Annotated in this window: 19 protein-coding genes and 1 riboswitch; of the genes, 11 read left to right on the top strand and 8 right to left on the bottom strand. The window is 62.4% G+C overall.

Annotated elements, in window-relative coordinates; all coding sequences use genetic code 11:
• Positions 1-91: 91 nt before the first annotated feature.
• The 4 genes from AC0Z42_RS07420 to AC0Z42_RS07435 all read left to right on the top strand — a co-directional run bounded on the left by AC0Z42_RS07420 (position 92) and on the right by AC0Z42_RS07435 (position 7,995).
• Complete coding sequence (locus AC0Z42_RS07420; RefSeq protein WP_485467587.1) at positions 92-2,704, top strand: chemotaxis protein CheB; 2,613 nt, start codon at positions 92-94, stop codon at positions 2,702-2,704.
• Positions 2,701-4,833, top strand: a complete 2,133-nt coding sequence (locus AC0Z42_RS07425) for a sensor histidine kinase (protein WP_485467588.1) — start codon at positions 2,701-2,703, stop codon at positions 4,831-4,833. Before AC0Z42_RS07420 ends, AC0Z42_RS07425 begins: the two co-directional genes overlap by 4 nt.
• A gap of 87 nt (positions 4,834-4,920) precedes the next feature.
• The gene (locus AC0Z42_RS07430; protein WP_485467589.1) at positions 4,921-7,086 is read left to right on the top strand and encodes a S46 family peptidase; all 2,166 of its coding nucleotides are present in this window, start codon (positions 4,921-4,923) and stop codon (positions 7,084-7,086) included.
• Between the two features lie 111 nt (positions 7,087-7,197).
• Positions 7,198-7,995 (top strand): DUF6396 domain-containing protein, encoded by a 798-nt coding sequence (locus tag AC0Z42_RS07435; protein ID WP_485467590.1) that lies wholly within the window; start codon positions 7,198-7,200, stop codon positions 7,993-7,995.
• Between the two features lie 100 nt (positions 7,996-8,095).
• Here AC0Z42_RS07435 and AC0Z42_RS07440 read toward each other — a convergent pair whose 3' ends face one another.
• Positions 8,096-8,542, bottom strand: coding sequence for a hypothetical protein (locus AC0Z42_RS07440; RefSeq protein ID WP_485467591.1), 447 nt, complete (start codon positions 8,540-8,542; stop codon positions 8,096-8,098).
• Positions 8,539-9,165 carry a TetR/AcrR family transcriptional regulator gene (locus AC0Z42_RS07445; protein WP_485467592.1) on the bottom strand — a complete coding sequence of 209 codons (627 nt, stop codon included), beginning with the start codon at positions 9,163-9,165 and terminating at the stop codon, positions 8,539-8,541. Before AC0Z42_RS07445 ends, AC0Z42_RS07440 begins: the two co-directional genes overlap by 4 nt.
• A 72-nt stretch (positions 9,166-9,237) precedes the next feature.
• Between AC0Z42_RS07445 and AC0Z42_RS07450 the strand changes: the two genes are divergently transcribed.
• From AC0Z42_RS07450 to AC0Z42_RS07460, 3 genes are all read left to right on the top strand, one after another.
• Positions 9,238-9,756, top strand: a complete 519-nt coding sequence (locus AC0Z42_RS07450) for a DUF2867 domain-containing protein (protein WP_485467593.1) — start codon at positions 9,238-9,240, stop codon at positions 9,754-9,756.
• 95 nt (positions 9,757-9,851) lie between these two features.
• Entirely contained in the window at positions 9,852-10,463 is a 612-nt protein-coding gene (pnuC, locus tag AC0Z42_RS07455) for a nicotinamide riboside transporter PnuC (RefSeq protein WP_485467594.1), read from the top strand.
• On the top strand, positions 10,463-10,993 hold the full coding sequence (locus AC0Z42_RS07460) for an AAA family ATPase (protein ID WP_485467595.1): 531 nt from the start codon (positions 10,463-10,465) through the stop codon (positions 10,991-10,993). Before pnuC ends, AC0Z42_RS07460 begins: the two co-directional genes overlap by 1 nt.
• On the opposite strand, the gene AC0Z42_RS07465 is transcribed toward AC0Z42_RS07460, so the two are convergent.
• Both AC0Z42_RS07465 and AC0Z42_RS07470 read right to left on the bottom strand, forming a co-directional pair.
• Entirely contained in the window at positions 10,990-13,155 is a 2,166-nt protein-coding gene (locus tag AC0Z42_RS07465) for a TonB-dependent siderophore receptor (protein ID WP_485467596.1), read from the bottom strand. The two genes, AC0Z42_RS07460 and AC0Z42_RS07465, sit on opposite strands and share 4 nt — an antisense overlap.
• A gap of 85 nt (positions 13,156-13,240) precedes the next feature.
• Positions 13,241-13,338, bottom strand: a riboswitch (TPP riboswitch).
• A 55-nt stretch (positions 13,339-13,393) separates the two neighbouring features.
• Complete coding sequence (locus AC0Z42_RS07470) at positions 13,394-14,551, bottom strand: iron-containing alcohol dehydrogenase (protein WP_485467597.1); 1,158 nt, start codon at positions 14,549-14,551, stop codon at positions 13,394-13,396.
• 131 nt (positions 14,552-14,682) lie between these two features.
• On the opposite strand from AC0Z42_RS07470, the gene AC0Z42_RS07475 reads away from it, so the two are divergent.
• Positions 14,683-14,988, top strand: a complete 306-nt coding sequence (locus tag AC0Z42_RS07475) for a ferritin family protein (protein WP_485467598.1) — start codon at positions 14,683-14,685, stop codon at positions 14,986-14,988.
• An 84-nt stretch (positions 14,989-15,072) separates the two neighbouring features.
• Positions 15,073-15,549, top strand: a complete 477-nt coding sequence (locus AC0Z42_RS07480; protein WP_485467599.1) for an Imm26 family immunity protein — start codon at positions 15,073-15,075, stop codon at positions 15,547-15,549.
• On the opposite strand, the gene AC0Z42_RS07485 is transcribed toward AC0Z42_RS07480, so the two are convergent.
• Positions 15,530-16,885 carry a sensor histidine kinase gene (locus AC0Z42_RS07485; protein ID WP_485467600.1) on the bottom strand — a complete coding sequence of 452 codons (1,356 nt, stop codon included), beginning with the start codon at positions 16,883-16,885 and terminating at the stop codon, positions 15,530-15,532. The two genes, AC0Z42_RS07480 and AC0Z42_RS07485, sit on opposite strands and share 20 nt — an antisense overlap.
• A gap of 16 nt (positions 16,886-16,901) precedes the next feature.
• Positions 16,902-17,636 carry an osmolarity response regulator transcription factor OmpR gene (gene ompR, locus AC0Z42_RS07490; protein ID WP_485467835.1) on the bottom strand — a complete coding sequence of 245 codons (735 nt, stop codon included), beginning with the start codon at positions 17,634-17,636 and terminating at the stop codon, positions 16,902-16,904.
• Positions 17,637-17,867: 231 nt separating this feature from the next.
• On the opposite strand from ompR, the gene AC0Z42_RS07495 reads away from it, so the two are divergent.
• Together AC0Z42_RS07495 and AC0Z42_RS07500 are read left to right on the top strand one after the other, a co-directional pair.
• Positions 17,868-18,254 (top strand): hypothetical protein, encoded by a 387-nt coding sequence (locus AC0Z42_RS07495; protein ID WP_485467601.1) that lies wholly within the window; start codon positions 17,868-17,870, stop codon positions 18,252-18,254.
• 150 nt (positions 18,255-18,404) lie between these two features.
• Positions 18,405-20,276 (top strand): flagellar assembly protein A, encoded by a 1,872-nt coding sequence (locus AC0Z42_RS07500; RefSeq protein ID WP_485467602.1) that lies wholly within the window; start codon positions 18,405-18,407, stop codon positions 20,274-20,276.
• Here the strand turns inward: AC0Z42_RS07500 and arfB are convergent.
• Together arfB and AC0Z42_RS07510 are read right to left on the bottom strand one after the other, a co-directional pair.
• The gene (arfB, locus tag AC0Z42_RS07505; protein ID WP_485467603.1) at positions 20,273-20,671 is read right to left on the bottom strand and encodes an alternative ribosome rescue aminoacyl-tRNA hydrolase ArfB; all 399 of its coding nucleotides are present in this window, start codon (positions 20,669-20,671) and stop codon (positions 20,273-20,275) included. The genes AC0Z42_RS07500 and arfB overlap by 4 nt on opposite strands.
• A gap of 139 nt (positions 20,672-20,810) precedes the next feature.
• A complete protein-coding gene (locus tag AC0Z42_RS07510; RefSeq protein ID WP_485467604.1) occupies positions 20,811-22,799 on the bottom strand; it encodes an ATP-binding cassette domain-containing protein in 1,989 nt (662 codons plus the stop codon).
• Between the last annotated feature and the right edge of the window lie 51 nt (positions 22,800-22,850).

Raw genomic sequence — 22,850 nt, forward strand, 5'->3', positions numbered from 1 at the left:
TCCAGGCGTATGTGGCGCAAGAATGGGGTGATAGAATGCAAGATTATTAATTGCCGGCCGTGGCATTGCCGTGGCGGCTATCTTGCAGACGATGATAACCAGCAAACGCAGTAAAGCCAGGGCCGACAGTCTGCCTACCGTGGTTGAGCCGTCCTTCATCACTTTTCCCGTGGTGGCCATCGGCGCCTCGGCCGGCGGACTCGATCCGATTGTCGCTTTCCTGTCGCAGGTGCCGCAGGAAAGCGGGCTGGCTTTTGTCGTCATCCAGCATCTCGATCCTACGCAAAAAGCCATGCTGCCGGAATTGCTGCAGCGCGCCACCAGCATTCCGGTCACGGAAATCACGCACCAGATGCAATTGCGGGCCGATCATATTTATGTGATCCCTTCGAATGCCGACCTGGGCCTGTCGAGGAGCCGCTTCGTGCTCAGCGAACCGCTGCAGCCACGCGGCCACCGCCTGCCGATCGACATGTTTTTCGAAGAGCTGGCGTCCGAAGTGGGCGAACTGGCTGTCGGCGTGGTGTTTTCCGGCATGGGCAGCGATGGCACGCGTGGCACGCAGGCGATCAAGCAGGTCGGCGGCCTGACCCTGGCCCAGCATCCCGATACGGCCAAGTTCGACATGATGCCGCAAAGCGCCATTGCAGCCGAGGCGGTGGACCTGGTCGATTATCCGGAAAAAATGCCGGAAAAGATCATCAACTATCTGTTTCGCAGCAGCTTTTTGAGCTTGCCCGGACGCGAGCCGAACGGGCGCAATTCGCTGCACGAAATCGTCAGCCTGCTGTCCGAGCACACTGGCAACAGTTTTACCGACTACAAGATCAATACCGTGCTGCGGCGCATCGAACGGCGCATGAGCTTGTACCAGATCACCTCGATGGACGCCTATGTGCCGTATTTGCGCGACAACCCGGGCGAGATCGATTTATTATTCAAGGAATTGCTGATCGGCGTGACGAGCTTTTTCCGTGATCAGAAAGTGTGGGAATACCTGAAGATGGTGGCCTTGCCGCAATTGTTGGCGGCAAATCCTGACGGGCGCGCCTTCAAGGCCTGGATTCCGGCCTGCTCGACGGGCGAGGAAGCCTATTCTTTGGCGATGGTGTTCCATGAGGTGGTGGCCAGCATCAATCCGCCCTCGAAATACAGCCTGCAGATCTTCGCCACCGACCTGTCGGCCGACGCCATCGACCGCGCGCGCCAGGGGCGTTTTCCCGACAGTATCAGCAGCGACGTGTCGGCCGAGCGCATGCAGCGGTTTTTCGTGCCGGACAAGAACGATTACTGTATCAAAAAAGAGATACGCAACATGATCATTTTTGCCCAGCAAAACATCATTTCGGATCCGCCATTTACCAAGCTCGACATTCTATGCTGCCGCAACCTGCTGATCTACCTGAACGCCAAGCTGCAGCAGCGTCTGATCCCGCTGTTTCACTATGCGCTGAACCGCGACGGCCTTTTGCTGCTGGGCAGCGCCGATACGCCTGGCCACTTCTCCGAGCTGTTCGCCCCCCTGACCACCTCGACCCGGCTGTATCGCCGCCTCGACAACCTGGCGCGCCAGCGCTTGCCAACGTATTTCCCGACCAAGGTGTCGTTGGCCTCCCCCCCTACAACCAGCGACACGAGAGAAGCCAGCATGCCCGGAAAGATACAATCCCATGTAGAGCAGTTATTGCTCCAGAAATATTCACCGGCGGCAGCGTTGCTGAACCAGGACGGCGATATCCTGTTTATCAATGGCCGTACGGGGGCCTTCCTGGAGCCGGCGGCCGGCAAGGCCAACTGGAATATTCACGCCATGGCGCGCGATGGTTTGCGCTATGAGTTGCCTGGCCTGATCAAGCAGGCGTTGCAAAGCGAAGGGGTGGTGCGCCTGAAGGGGCTGGTGGTCAAGGACCATGCGGGCCAGTCGCTGGGCGTGGATCTGACGGCCGAAGCGCTGAGCCAGCCTGAATCGCTCAGTGGCATGGTATTCATTACCTTTTCCAGCGTGCCATTGGTGGCCGAAGCGCGCCGTGGCAGGTCGCCCAATCCCAAGGTGCTGGAACTGGAGCAACAACTGGCGCAGGCGCGCAATGAAATCCAGGCCGTGCGCGACGAAATGCAGACCTCGCGCGAAGAGCTGAAGTCGGCCAATGAAGAATTGCAGTCGACCAATGAAGAGCTGCAATCGACCAACGAGGAACTGACCACGTCAAAAGAAGAGATGCAGTCGCTGAACGAAGAACTGTACACCGTCAATGCCGAGCTGCAGTCCAAGGTGGACGACCTGTCGCTGGTCAACAGCGACATGAAGAACCTGCTCAACAGCACCGATATTGCCACCATTTTCCTCGACAGCGCCTTGCGCATCCGCCGCTTCACGGCGCCAGCCACGCAAATCTACAAGCTGATCCAGACCGACCTGCGCCGTCCGCTCAGCGATATCGTCAACGACCTCGACTACCCCGGCCTGGAAGGCGATGCGCTGGAAGTGATACGCAGCCTGGTGTTTTCCGAGCGCCAGGTACCGACCAAGACCGGGCGCTGGTACAACGTGCGCATCATGCCTTACCGCACCATCGACAACGTGATCGACGGCGTGGTGGTGACCTTCATTAACATTACCGAATCGAAGTTGCTGGAAGCCCAGTTGCGCCAGATGCAGTCCGGTAGCGCGGCCGACAAGGAGCCCGGCGGGAGCGTACCGTGAGCAAGCCGGGCAAGGTCAGCGACGACGACCCGTTCAGCGTGCGCATGCGCGACCAGGCCGAGCAACTGGCGGCGCAGGCGCCGTTGCTGCGGCCGTTGTCGAACGAAGACATGCTGCGCCAGCTGCACGAACTGCAGGTCAGCCAGATCGAACTGCAGATGCAGAACACCGCCCTGGCCGAACTGGAGCAACTGCGCAGCGAAACTGAAAGCAGCCGCGACCGGTACGCCCAGCTTTACGAAGAGGCACCGGTCAGCTATTTTTCCCTGAGCCGTGATGGCGTGATCACGCGCGCCAACGTCGCTGCCAGCAATTTGCTGCGGCGCGAGAAACAGCATTTGCTGGCGCGGCGCTTCGAGCAATTCATTGCACCCGAGGCGCAAGGCGGTTTCCGCTGCTTTCTCGACGCCGTCTTCGACAGCGGTACGCGCCAGGTGTTCGAAGCGCCGCTGTTCCGGCGCGAAGGCGGCGCAGTCGCTGATTTCGTGCGCATCGAAGCCAATCTTGATGCGGGCAGCGCCAGCGTGCGCATGCTGGTGACCGACCTCGGTGACGAACTGGCGCGCGAATCGGCCCTGCGGCGCGCCTTTGTTATCCTCGATACCATCCGCGAAGGCGTGATGGTGACCGACGGCAGCAACCGCATCATTTCCGTCAACCCCGCTTTCACCGCCATTACCGGCTACCTGGCCGAGGAAGCGATCGGACGCGATCCTTCTTTTCTTGGCGCCGGCACCCACCAGCCACAGTTCTATGCGGCCATGTGGGACAGCCTGCGCCGCGACGGCAGCTGGTATGGTGAACTGGTTAACCGGCGCAAGAATGGCGAACGCTTCGTCGAGTCGCTGTCGATCACGCCGATGCGCGCCCAGGACGGCGCCACCACCCATTTCGTCGGTGTGTTTTCCGATATCACCGAGCGCAAGCTGGCCGAAGCGTCCTTGCGCGAACTGCATCGCGAGCTCGACCAGCGCGTAATCGACCGTACTGCCGAACTGTTGCGCGCCAACCAGCATTTGCAGCAGGAAGTGCACCAGCGCGAACTGGCGCAGCAAGCCTTGCGCGACGCCGAACGTTTTTTCCATGCCACCATCGATTCCTTGTCCGACCGGGTGCTGGTGCTGGACCAGCACGGCACCCTGGTGCATGCCAACCAGGCCTGCATGCAGTTTTCCGGCCATGCGCCGGGCGAGTTGCCGTACTTGCAGTTTTGCGAGAACGATCCGCGCTGGCAACGTGGCGCCGGGCGCGAGCTCGCTGCCGGCATCCGCACGGTGATCGCCGGTGACGCCGATGCCTTTGCGCTCGAATACGAATTCATCACGCAGACCGGTGCACACTGGTCGCTGGCCAAGGTCAGCCGCTTTCGCGGCGAGGGTCCGCTGCGTGTGGTGGTGGCGCATACCGACATCACCGAACGCAAGCTGATGGACAGTGCGCTGCGCCAGTCGCATGCGCAGATGCGCCAGCTGGCGCTGCACCTGGAAACGGTCAAGGAAGACGAGCGCAAGCGTATTTCACGCGATATCCACGACGAGCTGGGGCAAAACCTGCTGGCGCTGCACATCGATATTTCCATGCTCAGCGCGCGCACGCAAAACGCGCATCCGCGCCTGCATGGCCGCGTTGCGGCGGTGCTGGACAATATCGACAAGACGATCAAAAGCGTGCGCGGGATCATGAACGAATTGCGGCCGATGGCACTGGACCTGGGGCTGCAGGCAGCCATCGAATGGCAGGTGGGTGACTTTCGCAAGCGTAGCGGCATTGCCTGCCAGTTGCAGATCCGCGACGAAGCGCTGTTTGCCGCCATCGGCAGCCAGATCGAGATTGCACTGTTTCGCATCGTGCAAGAAGCGCTCAGCAACGTCATGCGCCATGCCCAGGCCAGTGCGGTCGAACTGGAATTTCATTCGGACGCGCGCGCCTTGTATGTGAGCATCAGCGACAACGGTGTCGGTATTACCGCCCAGCAGCAGCGCAAGAAGCAGTGTTTCGGCCTGATCGGCATCCGCGAACGGGTGCGCGCGCTCGACGGCCAGCTCGAGATCGGCGCGCCGCCGTCGGGAAGCGGCTGCCGCCTGTGGCTGCAAGTGCCGCTGCAGGTGCCGCACACGGGAATGGGATGATGTAAAAAATACAGTGAAGTAATTTTTTGCCGACTCATGCCCTCTGGACAGGCTATACTTTCGCCTGCTTTTTATGGAGGGCATACCTTGTTCAAGACTATCGTGTTACCAGTCGCCCTGATGGGCGCGTTCGCCGGCGTACAAGCCGACGAAGGGCAGTGGCAACCACACCAACTGCCGCAGCTGAAAGCCGAACTCAAACGCGTCGGCATCGAGATCCCTGCTGAAAAGCTGGCCGATTTGAGCAAGCATCCGATGAGCGCCATCGTCTCGCTGGGTGGCTGTTCGGCCGCCTTTGTATCGAACGCCGGCCTGGTGGTGACGAACCACCATTGCGCCTATGGCGCGGTGCAGCGCAATTCGACCCCCGAACACAATTACATCACCGATGGCTTCCTGGCCAAGACCCGCGCGGCCGAGCTGCCGGGCGGCCCGAACAGCCTGGTGTATGTCACCGACAAGGTGGAAAACGTCAGCGACCGCGTGCTGAAAGGCCTGACGGCGCAAATGAGTGGCCGCGAACGCCATGAGGCAGTGGAAAAACGCGTCAAGGACCTGATCGCCGAATGCGAGACCGACAAGATGTACCGCTGCTCGGTGCCTGCCTTCCACCGCGGCCTCGAGTACTACCGCATCCGCCAGATGATGATACGCGACGTGCGCCTGGTGTACGCGCCGTCGGACAAGATCGGCAACTTCGGCGGCGACATCGATAACTACGAATGGCCGCGCCACACGGGCGACTATTCGTTCCTGCGCGCCTACGTCGGCAAGGACGGTCGCCCGGCCGATCCGTCGCCGGACAACGTGCCGTACCAGTCGAAGGACTTCCTGGTGGTATCGGCCGAAGGCATCAAGAACGGCGACGGCATCCTGCTGGCCGGCTATCCGGGACGCACCAGCCGCTACAAGCTGCCTTCCGAAATCCGCTATGCGCGCGATTCGGCCTTCCCGCTCAAAGTCAGCGAACTGCAGGCGGATCTCGCCGTGATGGCCGACGCCACCAAGGGTGACGCCGCCGCCGCCGTGCGCTACGCCAGCGTCGTCAAAAGCATCAACAACGTGCTGAAGAAAACCCAGGGCCTGCTCGACGGTTTCGCGCGCAAGGACATCGCCGCGATCAAGGACGTACAGGATGCCGACTTCCGCGCATGGTACGCCAAGCAGCCGAACGTTTCGCCGACCTTGCTGGCCGAGCTGGACGCGGCGATCGCCAGCGACATGGCCTTGAGCGACGAAGAGTTTGCCTGGTCGGTGGCTACCAACAGCGATTTGCTGAAAAGTGCGCGCTCGCTGTACCGCTACGCGCAGGAAGCGAAAAAGCCGGACGCCGAGCGTGAATCGGGCTACCAGCAGCGCGACCTGGCCTTTATCAAGGCCCGCCTGGCGCGCCTGGAACAGTCGTACGTCAACAAGGTCGACCAGGCGCGCTTTGAAGCGGGCCTGAAGCGCTATGCCGCGCTGGCCGCGAAGAGCCATCCGCAAGGCCTGGACGCGCTGCTGCCGGCGCCAAGCGCGGTGGCCGCCCTGTACACGAAGACGCAACTGGCCGACACCGCCAAGCGCCTGGCCTGGCTGGAAAAAGACCAGGCGGCGTTCGAACAGTCCGACGACGCCTTCGTGCAACTGGCCATCAAACTGCAGCCGGTGGCCGCTTCGCTGGAAGAGCGTCGCAAGGAAATCGACGGCAACCTCGAACGCGTGATTCCGCAATACATGCAAGCGGTAATCGCCTGGAAACAGTCGCAAGGCAAGCCGGTCTACCCGGATGCCAACTCGACCCTGCGCGTTACCTACGGCACCGTCTCGCCATACTCGCCGCGCGATGGCCTCTCCAAGGGACCGTTTACCACCGTCGAAGGGATTGTGGAAAAAGTCACCGGCAAGGCGCCGTTCGAGGCACCGCAAGGCCTGCTCGACGCGGTCAAGGAAAAACGCTATGGCCAGTTCCGCGACCCGGTACTGGGTACCGTGCCGGTCAACTTCCTGACCAGCGCCGACACCACCGGCGGCAATTCCGGTTCGGCCGTGATGAACAAGCGTGGCGAACTGATCGGCCTGAACTTCGATTCGACCTATGAATCGATCACCAAGGACTGGTACTTCGACACGGCGATTACGCGCGCGATCCACCTCGATATCCGCTACATGCTGTGGGTGATGAAGGAAGTCGACCATGCCGACAACCTGCTGGCGGAAATGACCATCAAGTATCCGAAGCCAGCGCAGTCCAATAAGGCAGCGAAGAAGTAATATTTATTCGCTGCTCTGCAAGCCGCATCCGCCGCCCGGCCGATGCGGCTTTTTTGCGTCTGGGCAACTAGTTTGTGTTCCCTCAATATGCCGGCGTTCGCCATGGTTAGCATGACCAAACTTCAGATTGAGTTCGGAGATCCATTAGATCTTGCAAACATGGTGGTTCCGTATATTGATAAAGCGCGAGCAGAACGTTATGGCGTACTAAGTCGTGCCCTCGCCTTCAACCCCAATCGCCGCTTCCCAAATCTCGATAAAATCCTGCCACTGCCGCCGGCCGATCTACCGCCGTGGGATGGTGAACGAAAGAGCCTGCTCGACGCCGCCATGGGCGTTCGCCCGCCGCCAGCCATCGCGCAGCCAAACGCCGCCGCGCTTTCCATGGAGCCGTATTTCCTGGCCGCCGACTATGTGCTGCGGCCCACCGGCTTGCACAGCGATGCGCCCACCGCACCATTTTCCGCCTACTGGCAACCCGTCCAAGGGCAGGGTTTGACGGAGCCGGCCCGGCTGTTTCTTGAAGGCGAAGAGTTCCGCCATTTCAGCGTGATCGATGCCGATGGCAAGAGCCATTATGGCGGCGTGACGTGGGAGCAGTGCCTGACGATACGGCATAACCATGGCGCCGTGGAACCGCGCGCCGCGCGCGGCTTGCTGCGCGAGGTGGCGCGGCCTGAGCGTATGTTGAGCTGCGCTTGCGGCCAAGCCTGTCCGGCCAGCGGCGTCTGGCAACCGTGGGTGTCAGCCGACCATCCGCTGCAGGCGATCGTCAACCAGTACTGGCGCCAGGTTTGGCTGAACCAGGGCGCGTCATTTCCGCAGCCGCGCCGCGACTGGCTGCTCGATTTGCCGGATGGCGACGTGACGTGGCATTTGATGGATGCCTCGATTCCTGGTGTTGGATAAGGCAATGTTGCAACGATGGAGCACGCAATGGGCAGGAATCAGTCCAGGATAGTTACCGCGTGAGGACGCCTCGCCTGGCTAATCTTCTTGTCACACAAGCTCAGTACACCACCAAAGTGCCGTCGGCCAGCCGGCCACAGGGCCAGTAACCTTGCTGGTAGATGCCCAGCGCATCGCACCAGAAGCCTTGCCGCTGCGCCAGCATTTCAAGGCTGGCCATGCGCACGCAATACAGGGCTGCGCCGATGGCGGCCGGCGTGTAGTCGTGCGCGCCCACGCTGATCAGGCGCTCCGGCACGGAGCGCAAGGAGTGCAGAGCCAGCTTGTAGTTCGCCATCACATCCTGCACATAAGGGATGCCATCCTGTTTCAGCAGAGTCAGCAGCGCTCCGCCATGAATCGGATCGGGCTGGTCGCGCGAGGTGGGCAGCCAGTCCATGCGGGCGCCGTTCCAGGCATGCAGGCCGGGCAGTGCCATCTGTCCTGGCAGGGCTTGAAACGTGCCGAGCGCGCTGAACCATTTGATGTCGTTCAACCTGTCCCTCATGGCTGGCGCTCCTTCTGCTGCAACGCTTCCACCGGCAACTGGAAAAAGCGTGGCACCAGCGCCGGCGACAGTTCCTTGCCGCCATCGATCATCTCCAGTCGTCCGCTCAGCAGCAGCATTACGTAACCATGGCCCAGCGACCAGCCGGCGCTGGCGGCGGCGCGTTGCCAGCGCATGTCGACGCCGGCCTCGCGCACGGCCGCGCCAGCCGTTTGCAGCACGTAGGCGAAGCAGGTGTGCGCCGCTTCCAGCAACACCGGGAACTGGCGTACGTCCTGGTGCTCGAACATCAGCCGGTAGTGGGCCGGGGAGGCCAGCGCAAATTCGATATATTGCTGGCCCAGCAGCTGAAAGCGCTCGGCGGCCGGCAGGCTGCCTTCGGGCGGCAGTTCCGCATCCCATTTGCGTTGAAGCGCGGCAAAGCCGGCGGCCGCCACCTCGGCCAGCAGCGCTTCCTTGCTGGCAAAGTGGCGGTACACCGCGGCGATCGACACGCCCACCGCGCGCGCCAGTTCGCGCAGCGAGATCGCGGCGTCGTTCTGCTGCGCCAGCTGGGCGATGGTGGCGGCGACCAGGGTCTCGCGCAGGTTGCCATGGTGGTAGTTGTTGCTGGCTATGGGCATATGTTATCGCTGTTTACATTGTCTGATTCATGTGTATGATAGCCATGTTATCACTGAAAACATGAGGCCGACATGCAAGCAGTCACCATCCAGGCGCGCAAAGTGGACTTGCCGCCGCAGGCGGCCATCGCGCCGCTGTACCAGGGCAGCGACCTGGCCGACGCGTATGCCGTCGCCTTGCCGAATGGGCAAGCGGCCAGCATGGACATGGAAAGCCTGGCGCGCATAGTGCTGGGCAGCCAGCCGGGCTGGGCAAAGTCGCTGATGGTGCTGCGCGACGCCATCGTGGCGCGCTTTGGCATCAAGACCGTGAAGCAGCTGAGCAATGGCGGCGGCGGGCGGGTCGGGATCTTTCGCATCTATGGCGTCACGGACAATGAGATTATCGTTGGCGAAGATGACAGCCATCTCGATTTCAGGCTGTCGATGCTGCGCAGCAAGGACGGCGGCCCGCACGGCAGCATCACCCTCGCCAGCGCCGTGCACTGCCATAACAGGGTAGGGCGGGCCTATATCATGCTGATACGCCCCTTCCACAAGCTGATCGTGCGGTACACGCTGACGCGGGCGGCGCGCGGCGGCTTTCTGTAGGTCCGGCAAAGGGGGATTCTTGCTTATTCAAGCCTGGTATTGCATACTGCGCCACCAGCTTTTGCGTCCCCTCCCTCCGCCTCTTTTCCAAGCTCATGAACGATACGCTACTCCTGCTGGGTTTTGCCACCACGCCGCTCGAACTGATTTCCTTTGTCCTGGCCTTGATCACGGTTGCACTGAACATCCGGCAGAACCACTGGGCCTGGCTGTTTGCGATCATCTCGTCGGCCGCCTATGGTTTTGTGTTTTTCGAGTCGCGCCTGTATGGCGACATGGCGCTGCAGCTGCTGTTCATTGCGATCTCCGCCTGGGGCTGGTATCACTGGCTGCACCCGAAAAGCGGCACGCCGGCCTTGCCCGTTACCTGGCTCACGCCGCGCGGCTGGCTGGGCAGTGGCGCCGCTTGGCTGATCGGTTTCCTGATCATTTCCTGGCTGCTGACCTCCACCGACACCGATGTGCCGCACGCCGATGGTTTCCTGACGGCCGGCAGCCTGCTGGGCCAGTTGCTGTTGTCGCGCAAGAAGATCGAAAACTGGATCGTCTGGATCGTGGTCGATATCCTGTATGTGGGCTTGTATGTCTACAAGGACCTGACCTTGACGGCCATCCTGTATGCGGTGTTCGTGGTGATGGCGACGATCGGCTTGCTGGCCTGGAAAAAAGCGGCGCCGGCCGCGCCTGACGCGATGGTCCTGAAGTGATGGCTGCCCTGTTGCGGGTTGCCATCCTGGGTGCGGAGTCGTCAGGCAAGTCAACGTTGGCGGCGGCACTGGCCGAACGCCTGGGCACCGTCTGGGTGCCCGAATATCTGCGCGAATTTGTCGAAACAAAGGGCAGGGTGCCGGTGGCTGGCGATCAGTTTTTGATTGCCAGCACCCAGGTCGCGCGCGAGCGTGAAGCGAGTGCATCGGCGCGCGGCGTGCTGGTGTGCGACACCACGCCGTTGATGACGGTGCTGTACAGCCGCCATTATTTTGGCGGCGAAGACGCGCCACTGGCGGCGCTCGCTGCCGGCACGCACTATGACCTGACCCTGGTGACGGCGCCCGATACGCCATGGGTGGCGGACGGGCTGCAGCGCGAGTCCGAAGCCGTGCGCCAGCTGATTTACCGGCAGTTGCTGGACGAACTGGCGGCGCGCCATATCCCCCATCACATTCTGCACGGGCAGCTTGGGCAGCGCATGGCGCAAACCATGCCGCTGCTCGATGCGCTGCTGGCCAGCGCTTAAAAGTCGAACTGCGCCGACACTTTCAGCGTGCGGCTGGCGCCCGGGAACAGATAGCCGTCGGACTCCGGTGTGACGTCACGCCAGTAGAACTTGTCGAATACATTGTTGACGCTGGCGCGCAGCACGGCCTGCTTGCCGGCCAGGCGCGTGACGTAAGCGGCGCCCAGGTTGGCCACGTGATACGACGGTACAAAGGTGTTGTTGTTGAACTCGAATGCTTTTTTGCCCGAATACTCCCAGCTGCCGTTGACAGACAGGCCGGCCACCTGCGGCACGCGGTAGTCGAGGTTGACGGCGCTTTTCAGGGCCGGCACGTTCGGCACGCGCTTGCCGTCGAGCGAGGCTTCGCCGGTGTTCGACTGCTGGCTGTTCAAGGCCGTGATCGATACGCCGATGTTCAGGTCGCTGCTGGCCCTGCCTTGCGCCGACAGTTCCAGGCCCCGGTGCTGGGCCTGGCCGGCGCGCACGAAAAAGTTATTGGCGTTCTGGAATTCCAGGCCCTTGCGGATCTGGAACAGGCTGGCGGCGACCATCAAATCCGGCGTGACGTCGGCTTTCACGCCAAACTCGATCTGTTTCGAGCGGCTCGGCGACAATTCTTCATTTGCGTTGGCCGCCTTGCGGTCGGCCGTGCCGCCGTGTTCCATGCCCTGCGAGTAGGCGCCGTAGACGGCCACGTTCTCAAGCGGGTTGTACACCAGCGCCACGTTGGGCAACAGGAAGGCGTGCTTGGCGCGCACTTCGGCCACGCTCGGGTCGGCTTTCAGCACATATTGGAAGCCATCGACATCGATATGGCGCAAGCCCGCATGCAGCTTCCAGTTCGGCGACAGGGTCAGGATGTCCTGCACGAAGACCGAGTTTTCCTTGTCGTTGCGCGTCTCGCGCACCGGGCCTTGCACGCCGTTCGAGATGTCGACGATGACGGGGTGGTAGATATTGCTGGTGCCGGCGTAGTCATACACATAGCGGCCGGCGCGGTCCTTGCGGTGGAAGGTGGCCACGCCCGCCGTCAATTCATGGCGCACGCTGCCGGTGGCAAATTTGCCCTGGATCATGGCTTGCGCGCTGAGTGGCTTCTTGGTTTCGCCCAGGCTGCGGTAGTCGTACACATCATAGTCGCCATTGCCGCAGAAGCCCGGGTACAGATCCTGCGCGCTGCAGCCATATGGAAACGCCGTATAGTCGTCGCGCTTGAACGAGTGCTGGTTGGCGCTGACGGTGGCGTGCCAGTTGTCGTCGAACGCATACTGGAAGCGCAGGCCGATGTTGCTGGTAATGGTGTCCACCGGGCGCGTCCACGGTTGCAGGTTGAGCAGGGTGTCGGCACTGACGCCGGTCGGCAGGGTGCTGTTGTTCAGCAGCTGGAAGCCCGGTGCGGTGATCTGCGATTTGTCCTGGTAGTCGGCATCAAACTGCAGCAGCGCCTGCGGCGAAATTTGCCAGTCAAACGCGCCGGAAATGAATTTGCGGTTGCCGTCGGCACCCTTTATCTGCGAGCGCAGACGCTCGGCGGCGACGTTGATGCGGTAGCCGAAGCGCGGGTCTTCCAGGCGCCCGCCCAAGTCCACCGCGCCATACAGCGTGCCGCGCTCGCGCGCTTCGACGGTGACGGTGCGCAAGGCAGTCGCGGTAGGGCGCTTGACAATGAAGTCGATCACGCCGCCCGGCGCCGCCATGCCGGCCTGCACCCCGGCCAGGCCTTTCAATACTTCGATGCGTTCCTTGTTTTCCAGCGGAATTTGCGTGTCGCCGGGAATCGCGATGCCGTCCTTGCGGTAGCTGGAGTTATTGTCGAGCTTGAAGCCGCGGATCGAGAACTGTTCGGCATAGCCGACCGCGTTGTAGGCGTCGTTGATGCTGGCGTCCAGGCGCACGGCGTCGCTGGTATTGCGGATCTGCAGGTCCTGCATGGTTTGTTGCGAGATGACGGTGACGGCGGCGGGCGTCTGCAGCAGCGGGGCGTCGGAAAAACCGCCGACGGCGGCGCGTTTCGCGTTGGGTACCTTGCTGGCGGTAACGATTACTTCGGCCATGCTGGAAGGGCCATCAACGGCCTCGGTGGCGTCAGAAGCAAAGTCGGGCGCGGCATACGCCGACGTGGCAAACGCTTGCGCGATGGCCAGGGTCAAAACGGAGACAGACAGATTCGGTGTGGACATGATTGCTCGTGGTTCAAGCCGCTCATCGGGAAGAGAACGGCAGGCTGCTTGTTCGGCTGGCGCCAACGCAGGAGCTATCAAAGGAGGGAGGTACTTTGCGCTTTCCTTCGCTGGCATTATCCAGATCAGGTACGAAGGGTATCTCTCACCCGGATGACTGCTCCAGGACCCCTAGCGAATTGATAGCTTAACATGAACCGCCGCCCGCTGTCTGCCAGGCTGGCGGTTTTACAACAGTCTACAGGCTCAGTTCCAGTACCTTGCGGCTGACGGCCAGGGTGACTTCGCCGTGTTCGCCGAGCGCCGTCATGCCGTGCGCTTCCAGTGCGGCAATGACCGCGTCGACGCTGTCGTGACCGAGGCCATGGTCGGCCAGACGCGTCTTGACGCCCATATGGCGGAAGAAATATTCGGTGCGCGCGATTGCCGTTTCGATGCGGCCGTCCTCGTCGCCGCCGTCCAGGCCCCACACGCGGGCTGCGTATTGCAGCAGCTTGGCGCGCTTGGCCTGCTTGCGCACGCGCAACATGCTGGGCAGGATCACGGCCAGCGTCTGTGCATGGTCGAGTTCGTACAAGGCCGTCAGTTCGTGGCCGATCGCGTGCGTCGACCAGTCCTGCGGCACGCCCACGCCGATCATGCCGTTCAGGGCCAGGGTGGCGCACCACATCACGTTGGCGCGCACGTCGTAGTCGTCCGGATGCGACAGCGCCTTCGGGCCTTCCTCGATCAGGGTCAACAGAATGCCTTCGGCAAAGCGGTCCTGCACCGAAGCGTTGACGGGAGCCGTCAGGTATTGCTCCATCACGTGGGCGAAGGCATCGACTACGCCGTTGCCGACCTGGCGCAGCGGCAGGGTAAACGTTTTCGACGGATCGAGCACGGAAAATTTCGGATACACCTTGCGGCTCATGAACGAGCGTTTTTCCTGGGTGGCCTTGCGCGTGATGACGGCCGAGCCGTTCATTTCGGAGCCGGTGGCGGGCAGGGTCAGCACGGTGCCGAAGGGCAGGGCGGCGTCGATGATCTTGCCGCCTTTTTCCAGGATGTCCCACGCTTCGCCGTCGCGCAGGGCGGCCGCTGCGATGAACTTGGTGCCGTCGACTACCGAGCCGCCACCGACGCCGAGCAGGAAGTCGATGCCCTCGCTTTTTACCAGCGCCACGGCCTGCATCAGGGTTTCATAGCTGGGGTTCGGTTCGATGCCGGCAAATTCAAGCACGGTGTGGCCGGTCAGCGCGGCGCGCACTTCATCGTAGACGCCGTTCTGCTTGATGCTGCCGCCGCCATAGGTCATCAGCACTTTGGCCTGTGGCGGGATCAGCTTGCCGATGGCGGCGATCTGGCCCTGGCCGAACAGGATTTGCGTCGGGTTGTAGAAGTCGAAATTGAACATGGCTCTCCTGGTGCTGATGGGTATCGAGGCCTGATTATGGACGATGATGGCCGCACGCGTGTTTGCCGCTTGAGATTTTCGCGCGCGCGGTGGAAAATGCAGCGCATACCGATGCCTACAAAGGAAACCGCATGTCTCATTTACCCCTGGAAGAATCCGGCTTGCCGGCCACCGCGCTGGACATGCACCGCGCCATTGGCGCTCTGGTCGCCGCGCTGCAGGCGCTGGACGTCAACAGCCAGCGTTTCGAGGCCTGCACCGACCCCGAGCTGCGCCGCGTGCTGGCGCATGCGGGCGACACTAGCCGGCGCGAAGCGGCCATGCTGTTCGAATGGATGCGCCGCCGCGACGCGCGGCTGGACAAGGAGCTGAAGGAAGCGCTGTTCAAGGCGGGACCGATCGTGGCGCAGTTCCATTACGACGAGAAGGTGCAATAAGCCTGTCTCGCTGCGTACCATGCGCCATGCAAGCGGTGGCTCGCGTAGACTGCGTCCCGAATACGATTTTGGGAGCATACATTGATGAAGTCTTTACCATACCGCGAAGGCAGCTGGTTTGCCGTGCCCTTGCAGGGTGGAGGGCATGCGGTCGGCGTGGTGGCACGCAGGGCGCCTGCCGGCCGCATCATGCTGGCCTATATGTTCGGCCCGAAACGCGACGTGCTGCCGTCGCTCGATGAACTCGATGCACTGCGGCCCGAACAGGCCGTGCGCCGTTTGCGTACCGGCGACATGGCCTTGCTGAACGAACGCTGGCCGATGCTGGGCGACAGCGAACACTGGCAGCGCGATGAGTGGCCGATGCCCTCGTTTATCCGCCGCAACGAGTCCCTGCAGCGCGCCTGGCGCGCCACCTATGCCGACTTTGATCCCGCCAAGCTGGACCGCGAAGAATCCGTGCCTTTCGATACGCCGGGCCTGGAAAGCGATTCGCTGTATGGCTATGGGGCGACGGAACTGTTGATGAGCAAGTTGCTGCTCACGCCGCCGGCAAACTGATCTGGAACGCCAGCCCGCCACCGCTGCGGTTGCGTACCTGCAGCTCGGCGCCATGGCGCAGCAGCACCCGGTCGACGATGGCCAATCCCAACCCGGCGCCGTTGGCCTGGCCGCGCGCCGTGTCGAGGCGGGTGAACGGTTTGAGCATCTGCTCGATCTTTTCTGATGGCACGCCGGGGCCGTGGTCCTGCACGTCGACGATCACGCGCCGGGTGCTGCCGCTGCCCTTGAGCTGGCAACTGACGTCGATCTCGGTGAATTCGCCGCCCGGTGTCTTGCCATAGCGGCGCGCATTTTCGATCAGGTTGTTCAGCACGCGCCGCAAGTCGGTCGGGTTGCCCATCACATGGGCGTCGTCGGCGATCGCGGCGGTGATTTTCACGTCGGGCAGGCGCATCGCTTCGCGCGCCAGGTCGCCCAGGAGGCCGCTCATGTCGACGTCGGTGAAGCTCGACGCCTCGGTCGGCTTGGCGTAGTCGAGGAACTGGCCGATGATGTCGTCCATCTGGCCGATATCGGACTGGATGCCTTCCCGTGCCTCGTCGGACAGGTTGGCCATTTCCACTTCCAGCTGCATGCGCGCCAGCGGCGTGCGCAGGTCGTGCGAGATGCCGGCCAGGATCACGGCGCGGTCCGACTCCACCTGGCGCAGATCGTCGACCATCTGGTTGAAGCTGCGGTTGGCCTCGATGATTTCAATCGGGCCTTTTTCCGGCAGCGGCGCCGGCTGCTTGCCTTGCGCAATCGCGCGCGCGGCCACCGTCAAACGCGACAGCGGCAGATTGATCAGGCTGGAAATAATCGCCGCGCCGATCAGCGAAAGCAACGATACCAGGCTGGCCCAGCCCAGCCACTGGAAGCCGGTCAGGCCGCGCAGCCGTTCGCGGTCCAGCATCAGCCAGTACTCGTCGTCGTCGATCTTGAAGCTGACCCAGAAGCCGGCCACGCCGTTGACCCGCGCGGAAAAGCGCGTGTCGTTGCTCAGCTTGGCTTTCACCAGCGCCTCGATGTCGGGCATCAAATAGTTGTCGGGCGGCGGATCGATGCGGTCGTCTTCCTCCAGCGGGAAGATGCGGATGCCTTCGTTGCTGACCAGGTCGAACAGCAGCTCGCGGCGCAGCTCGGGCGCCGAGTGGGTCAGCGCCGCATGCGTGATGGTGACCACGGAAATGATCTGGGCCGAGATCTGCTGCGCCTGCGGTTCGCGCTGGATTACGGAAATCATGCCGATCCAGGCGATCATGCTGACGGTGGTCAAAGTACCCAGCAGCAAAAACGTGCGCCAGAACAGGCCGCTTTTCAGCCGTGCCAGGCTGAGTTGGGGAACAAGTTTCATCTAGCCTCGCCAGCGATCAGCGCGGCTGTCCGTCCGGAATGAAAACATAACCCAGGCCCCACACGGTCTGGATGAAAAGCGGGCTCGACGGGTCTGGTTCGATCAGCTTGCGCAGGCGCGAGATCTGCACGTCCAGGCTGCGGTCGAATACTTCGTATTCGCGCCCGCGCGCCAGTTCCATCAGTTTTTCACGCGACAGCGGCTGGCGTGCATGGCGGGCAAACACTTTCAGCACCGAAAATTCGCCGGTGGTCAGCGGCACTGTTTCGCCGCTCTTTTTCAAGGTGCGGGTGCCCAGGTCCAGCACGAAGTCGCCGAACTCGAAGGTTTGCGGCGTTTCCGACGGCGCGCCCGGAATTTCATCGGGACCCTTGCGGCGCAATACGGCGCCGATGCGCGCTACCAGTTCGCGTGGATTGAACGGTTTCGGCAAGTAATCATCGGCGCCCATTTCCAGGCCGACAATGCGATCCACGTCTTCGCCCTTGGCCGTCAGCATGATGATCGGCGTCAGGTCGCCGGCGCCGCGCAGGCGGCGGCAGATCGACAGGCCATCTTCGCCAGGCAGCATCAGGTCGAGCACCAGCAGGTCATAGCGTTCGCGCAGCCACAGTTTGTTCATGGCGGTAGCGCTCTCGGCCGTGAAGACATTGAAGCCCTGTTCGGTCAGGTAGCGGCGCAGCAGGTCGCGCAAGCGTACATCGTCATCGACCACCATGATCTTCGCCTGGTGGCCGTGGATGTTTTGCATTGTTGTATTGCTGCCGGAAGTGGAGGTTGTGGTCATTTGGGGTGTCGTGTTATCGTCTATTAGTTGCTATAGTAACGCTTGGCGCAGCATGAGCAAGTCGCTGGCGCGACCCATTACATACTGTTACAAACTTTACCCAATTACTCTTACTGCACCGTGTGAAGCATCATACACTGGGGCCACAGTGGAATTCAGCTTTATGTTTATACGGCATCGCGGAAGAGGAACTCAATGAATATCGTCAGCCAAAAAATTCACACCGCTCCCAGCGCATCTTCGTCCGCACCTGCCGTGCATGTGCTGTCTTCGTTCGTGCTGTGCGCGCTGCTGGCCTGTGGCGTTGCCCAGGCACAGTCGCAGCCGCAACCGCGCCGTGACGAGCCGCAGCAGATGCAATCGCAGCGCTTCGAACAGAACCAGCGCAGCAATGATAACCGACTCCGCGAACAGCGTGACGCACGCAGTTTCGACACCCGCGTGGAAGAGCAGCGCCGCAATGGCGAAGGCGCCGATGCCGCACGCCGCACCGGCCGCATGACCCCCGACGAGCGCCGCGACCTGCGCCGCCAGATCAACGAAGTGGGCCAGGATATCTATTCGAATCCACCGCGCCGCTGAGCCAGGCTGGCGCGCTGCCTGCCGCCTGCCGCCAGCTATCGATTGCATCTGAAGTTTTTTGTGTTTCCCCGCCCCGCCCGGCATGCACGCCGGGCTTCCCCGTGATATTGTTCCAATGCAATGTGATCAGTTTCGCTATCGGGGGATGCAGTGAGTAATGAAGAGACACCGGTGCCTGGCACCAGCCAGGCTGGCAGCCTTGCGCCTGGCCTGCTGCAGCGCAAGGAAGGGGTGTTTTTTGACTTGTCGCTGGCGCCGGAACAGCTGCGTTTTGCCGTCAACCAGCTGTTCCAGTCCGGCATGCTGCTCGCCGGCATCGACTATCCTCTTTTCCTGATGACCTTGTACCACGCACCGGCGCCGCGCACCGCTCCCAAAGGCGAAGCCGTGGTGCGTATCGCCGCCAGCGTGGCGCCATTCGAGCCGCTGCGGCGCGAGCTGTACGAGCATATCAAGGTCGGCGCCGAGGCGGCCGATTGCTATTTCGAAGCCGTGCCGTCGAGCGAGGACAGCCGGGTGCCGGTGGCGCGCGATTTCGACGAGATGGTGGCCGCGCTATGGCACAAGGGCGTGTATTACGGCATCGACAGCGGCGTCGTGCGCGCCATGATCGCCTCAGGCAAGGCCGAGCGCATCACGGTGGCGCGCGCCTTGCAGCCGCAGCCGGGGCGCGATGCGCAACTGGTGGAAGTGTCGCAAGGCATCCACCGCAACGACGCGCCGCGCGAGCGCTCGAATGGCCGGCTCGACCTGCTCAGTTTCAAGAATCGTTTCCCGCAAGTCAAGAAGCATGCTCGTCTGCTGTACAAGCTGCCGTCGGTGCCCGGCCTGCCTGGCTATGCGCTCGATGGCGCCGTGCTGGCGCCACCGCCGCCGCTGGAAGTCGAGCTGGCCACGGTGGCCGGCGAGGGCACCATGGTCGAACGCTACAGCGATGGCGAATTTCTGGTGGCGGCGCTGGAAGGGTATCTGAATATCGATGAGCAGGGCAAGATTTCCATCGGTAACAAGATCGTCAGCCGCGAAGGCGTCAGCAGCCGCACCACGGGTAATCTGAAGCTGCGCGCCGCCTATGAAGAGTATGGCGAGGTGCAGGAGCAGCGCCAGCTCGACGGCAGCGACATCACCATCCACGGCCATGTGTATGGCCGCCTGCATTCGCAGGGCGGCACCATCGTGCTGCACAGCAACTTGGTCGGCGGCATGGCGGTCAGCGAGCAGGGCGATATCCGCGTCGATGGCGTGGCGTCCGGCGCGGTGGTACAGACGCGCAACGGCGAAGTGCGGCTTGCGCGTGCCGAAAGCTGCGTCATTTCGGGTACCCGCGTGGTGATCGAACATGCCAGCAATTGCGACATCATTGCCGACGAAGTCGTCATCGAGATGGCGCTCGGCTGCGCGGTGGCGGCGCGCACCATCCGCATCGGCAGCGCCGGGTCGCGCAAGCAGATCGAAATGCGCGCCTTTCCGCTGGTGCCGGACTTGTCCCTGCTGGAACAGAAAATCACCGACAGCGTCGCCCGCGCGGCGCAGTACGGGCAAATGCAGCGCAAGCGCCAGCAGGAAATCGACGCCATCGCGCAACTGCCCGAAGTGCGCAGCTACCTGACCCTGGCCGGCCAGTTGCGGCGCGGCGAACTGGTGTTGCAGCCGGCCCAGCAGGCGCCGTACGAGAAGCTGGCGGCCCGCATCGCGCCCGTGCTCAAGGAAGTGGCGCGGCTGCGGGTGGAAGTGAAACAGTCGGAAATCCTGCAGGCGCAGATGCTGGCGCTGGCCGAAGAAGGCCGCTCGCAGCGCGCGGCAACCGCCGGCCAGTCGCGCTGCGTGCTGGGCCTGGTCGATGGCGACACCATCGTGCGCTCGATGGTGGTGCCGCCCGGACAGAACAAAGTTTACGACCTGGGTCCGAAGGAAATCAAGGCCATGCTGCACAGCGCCGTGCCCGCCACGCAGATGGTGTTTGCCGACAGCAGCGGCAGCGTGGACTGGACCTATACGCCGCCACCACTCGATACTATTTAGTCCCTCACCTTGCCGCGCGACTGCTTGAGCACGCTGTGCGTGCTCTTGCTGTCCAGGCGCCGCCGCTGCGAACTGCGCGTCGGTTTGGTGGCGCGCCGCACGGCCGGCAAAAAGCTCACGCTGTCGATGATTTCCTGCAGCCGGCGCAAGGCTTCTTCCTTGTTCTGTTCCTGGCTGCGCGCTTGCTGCGCCTTCAGCACCAGTACGCCATCCTTGCTGATGCGGCTGTCGCGCAGGGCCAGCAACCGTTCCTTGTACGCGTCCGGCAGCGACGAGGCGGCGATGGCAAAGCGCAAATGGATGGCGCTGGACACCTTGTTGACGTTTTGCCCGCCCGGCCCCTGGGCGCGGATGGCGGACAATTCGACTTCGGCGGGGTTGACGAGATGTTGCATGGCCGGCCTGGGGAACAATGATGCGCTTATTGTAAGCGAGGATGGCGGTGCCGATACGCTGGTGCGCCAACTGTGAACCGATGCTGGTGACGAAAAAAACGGCCCGCGAGCCGTTTTTCATCTTGTGTCGTACTGCCTTTTAGCCCAGTTTTTCGAGCTGATCCTGCAACTCCAGCCATTCCGCTTCCAGTTGCGCCAGGTCCTTGCTAAAGAAGCTCTGGTCGGCCAGCAACTGCTTCAGCTTGGCCTTGTTGGCGGCGTCATAGATGGTCGGTTCGCCCAGCTTGGCGTCGGTTTCCGCCTTTTGCGCATTGCGCTTGGCGATCTGCTCTTCCTGGCGCTTGATCTTGTTTTCGATCGGTTTGCGCAGGGCAGCCGTTTTCTGGCGCTCTTCGGCTTCCTTGCGCTTGTCGCGCACGGGGGCCGCTGGCGCCGCGGCCACCACTGGCGACACTACCGGGAAATCGGTCTTGTTGGCCTTGCCGGCCGCCGGCAGCACGTCGGTGCCCTTGCCCAGCTTGGTCTTGAACAGCCAGTCCTTGTAGTCGTCCAGGTCGCCGTCGAACGGTTGCAGCTTGCCGTCGGCAACGATGATGAATTCGTCGGTGGTGGCGCGCAGCAGGTGGCGATCGTGCGATACCACCACCAAAGTGCCTTCGAACTGGGCCAGCGCTTCGGTCAGCGCTTCACGCGTTTCCAGATCCAAATGGTTGGTCGGTTCATCGAGCAGCAGCAAGTTCGGCCGTTGCCAGACGATCAGCGCCAATGCCAGGCGCGCTTTTTCGCCGCCCGAGAACGGCGCGATCGAGGCGGTCACCATATTGCCGGGGAAGTTGAAGCCGCCGAGGAAGTTGCGCAGCTCCTGCTCGCGCGTGGTCGGCGCGATCTTCGACAAGTGCCACAGCGGCGACTCGTCATGGCGCAGCATTTCCACCTGGTGCTGGGCGAAGTAGCCGATATTGAGGCCCTTGCCCATGGTGGCGTCACCGGTCAACGGCATCAGTTCGCCGGCGATGGTCTTGATCAGCGTCGATTTGCCGGCGCCGTTCTGGCCCAGGAGGCCGATGCGCTGGCCGATCTGCAGCGAGAACTTGATGCCGTTGACGATGGTCTTGTGGGTGATTTCGCCGGTCGCCTCGTTTTCGATCTTGTAGCCCGCATCGACGTCTTCCATCACCAGCAGCGGGTTCGGTGCGCTCAAGGGCTCGCGGAACTCGAACGAGAATTCGGCGGCGGCGCGCAGTGGTGCCAGCTCCTCCATCTTGGCCAGCGCCTTCATGCGGCTTTGCGCCTGGCGGGCCTTGGAAGCCTGCGCCTTGAAGCGGTTCACGAACGACTCCAGGTGGGCGCGCTTGCGCTGCTGCTTTTCCAGCGCGCCGGCGGCCAGGATCATCTGCGCTGCGCGCTGGCGCTCGAAGCTCGAGTAGTTGCCCGAATAGCGTTTCAGCTTGCGCTCGTCGATATGCACCACCACGTTGACCACTTCGTCGAGGAAGTCGCGATCGTGGGAAATGATCAGCAGGGTGCCGGCATAGCGCTTCAGCCAGTCTTCCAGCCAGATGATGGCGTCCAGATCCAGGTGATTGGTCGGTTCATCGAGCAGCAGCAGGTCGGACGGGCACATCAGCGCCTGCGCCAGGTTCAATCGCATGCGCCAGCCACCGGAGAAGCTCGCTACCGGCTGCTGCATCTGGTCCAGCGTAAAGCCCAGGCCCAGCAACAACTGCTCGCCGCGCGACTGCACCGTGTAGGCGTCGGCGTCGGCCAGCGCGCTGTACATATTGCCGATGGCGATGCCGTTTTCGGTGGTTTCAGGTTGCGCTTCAAGATGCGCCAGTTCGGCTTCGAGTTTGCGCAAGGTGGCGTCGCCGTCGATCGCGTAGTCGAGCGCGGCGCGGTCCAGCGGCGGGGTTTCCTGCGCCACGTAAGCCACGCGCCATTTGGCCGGGAAATCGATCTCGCCCTGGTCAGGGTGCAGCTCGCCGCGCATCATCGCGAACAAACTCGATTTGCCCGCGCCATTGGCGCCGATCAGGCCGATCTTGTCGCCCGGGTTGAGGGTGACGTCGACTTGTTCGAGCAACGGTTTGATGCCGCGCATCAGGCTTACTTGTAGGAAACGTATCATTTTTTTCTTTGTGAAGGCTGGGGTCAGACCCGGCGGGTCTGACCCCGGAAT

The organism is Janthinobacterium sp. 1L-D-8-B-C4 (assembly GCF_057291295.1).

Bases quoted from the DNA above. Each gene is read 5' to 3' on its own strand.
- AC0Z42_RS07420 (WP_485467587.1), top strand. From the start codon at position 92: ATGATAACCAGCAAACGCAGTAAAGCCAGGGCCGACAGTCTGCCTACC.
- AC0Z42_RS07435 (WP_485467590.1), top strand. From the start codon at position 7,198: ATGACCAAACTTCAGATTGAGTTCGGAGATCCATTAGATCTTGCAAAC.
- AC0Z42_RS07440 (WP_485467591.1), bottom strand. From the start codon at position 8,542: ATGAGGGACAGGTTGAACGACATCAAATGGTTCAGCGCGCTCGGCACG.
- AC0Z42_RS07445 (WP_485467592.1), bottom strand. From the start codon at position 9,165: ATGCCCATAGCCAGCAACAACTACCACCATGGCAACCTGCGCGAGACC.
- AC0Z42_RS07450 (WP_485467593.1), top strand. From the start codon at position 9,238: ATGCAAGCAGTCACCATCCAGGCGCGCAAAGTGGACTTGCCGCCGCAG.
- pnuC (WP_485467594.1), top strand. From the start codon at position 9,852: ATGAACGATACGCTACTCCTGCTGGGTTTTGCCACCACGCCGCTCGAA.
- AC0Z42_RS07460 (WP_485467595.1), top strand. From the start codon at position 10,463: ATGGCTGCCCTGTTGCGGGTTGCCATCCTGGGTGCGGAGTCGTCAGGC.
- AC0Z42_RS07465 (WP_485467596.1), bottom strand. From the start codon at position 13,155: ATGTCCACACCGAATCTGTCTGTCTCCGTTTTGACCCTGGCCATCGCG.
- AC0Z42_RS07470 (WP_485467597.1), bottom strand. From the start codon at position 14,551: ATGTTCAATTTCGACTTCTACAACCCGACGCAAATCCTGTTCGGCCAG.
- AC0Z42_RS07475 (WP_485467598.1), top strand. From the start codon at position 14,683: ATGTCTCATTTACCCCTGGAAGAATCCGGCTTGCCGGCCACCGCGCTG.
- AC0Z42_RS07480 (WP_485467599.1), top strand. From the start codon at position 15,073: ATGAAGTCTTTACCATACCGCGAAGGCAGCTGGTTTGCCGTGCCCTTG.
- AC0Z42_RS07485 (WP_485467600.1), bottom strand. From the start codon at position 16,885: ATGAAACTTGTTCCCCAACTCAGCCTGGCACGGCTGAAAAGCGGCCTG.
- ompR (WP_485467835.1), bottom strand. From the start codon at position 17,636: ATGCAAAACATCCACGGCCACCAGGCGAAGATCATGGTGGTCGATGAC.
- AC0Z42_RS07495 (WP_485467601.1), top strand. From the start codon at position 17,868: ATGAATATCGTCAGCCAAAAAATTCACACCGCTCCCAGCGCATCTTCG.
- arfB (WP_485467603.1), bottom strand. From the start codon at position 20,671: ATGCAACATCTCGTCAACCCCGCCGAAGTCGAATTGTCCGCCATCCGC.
- AC0Z42_RS07510 (WP_485467604.1), bottom strand. From the start codon at position 22,799: ATGATACGTTTCCTACAAGTAAGCCTGATGCGCGGCATCAAACCGTTG.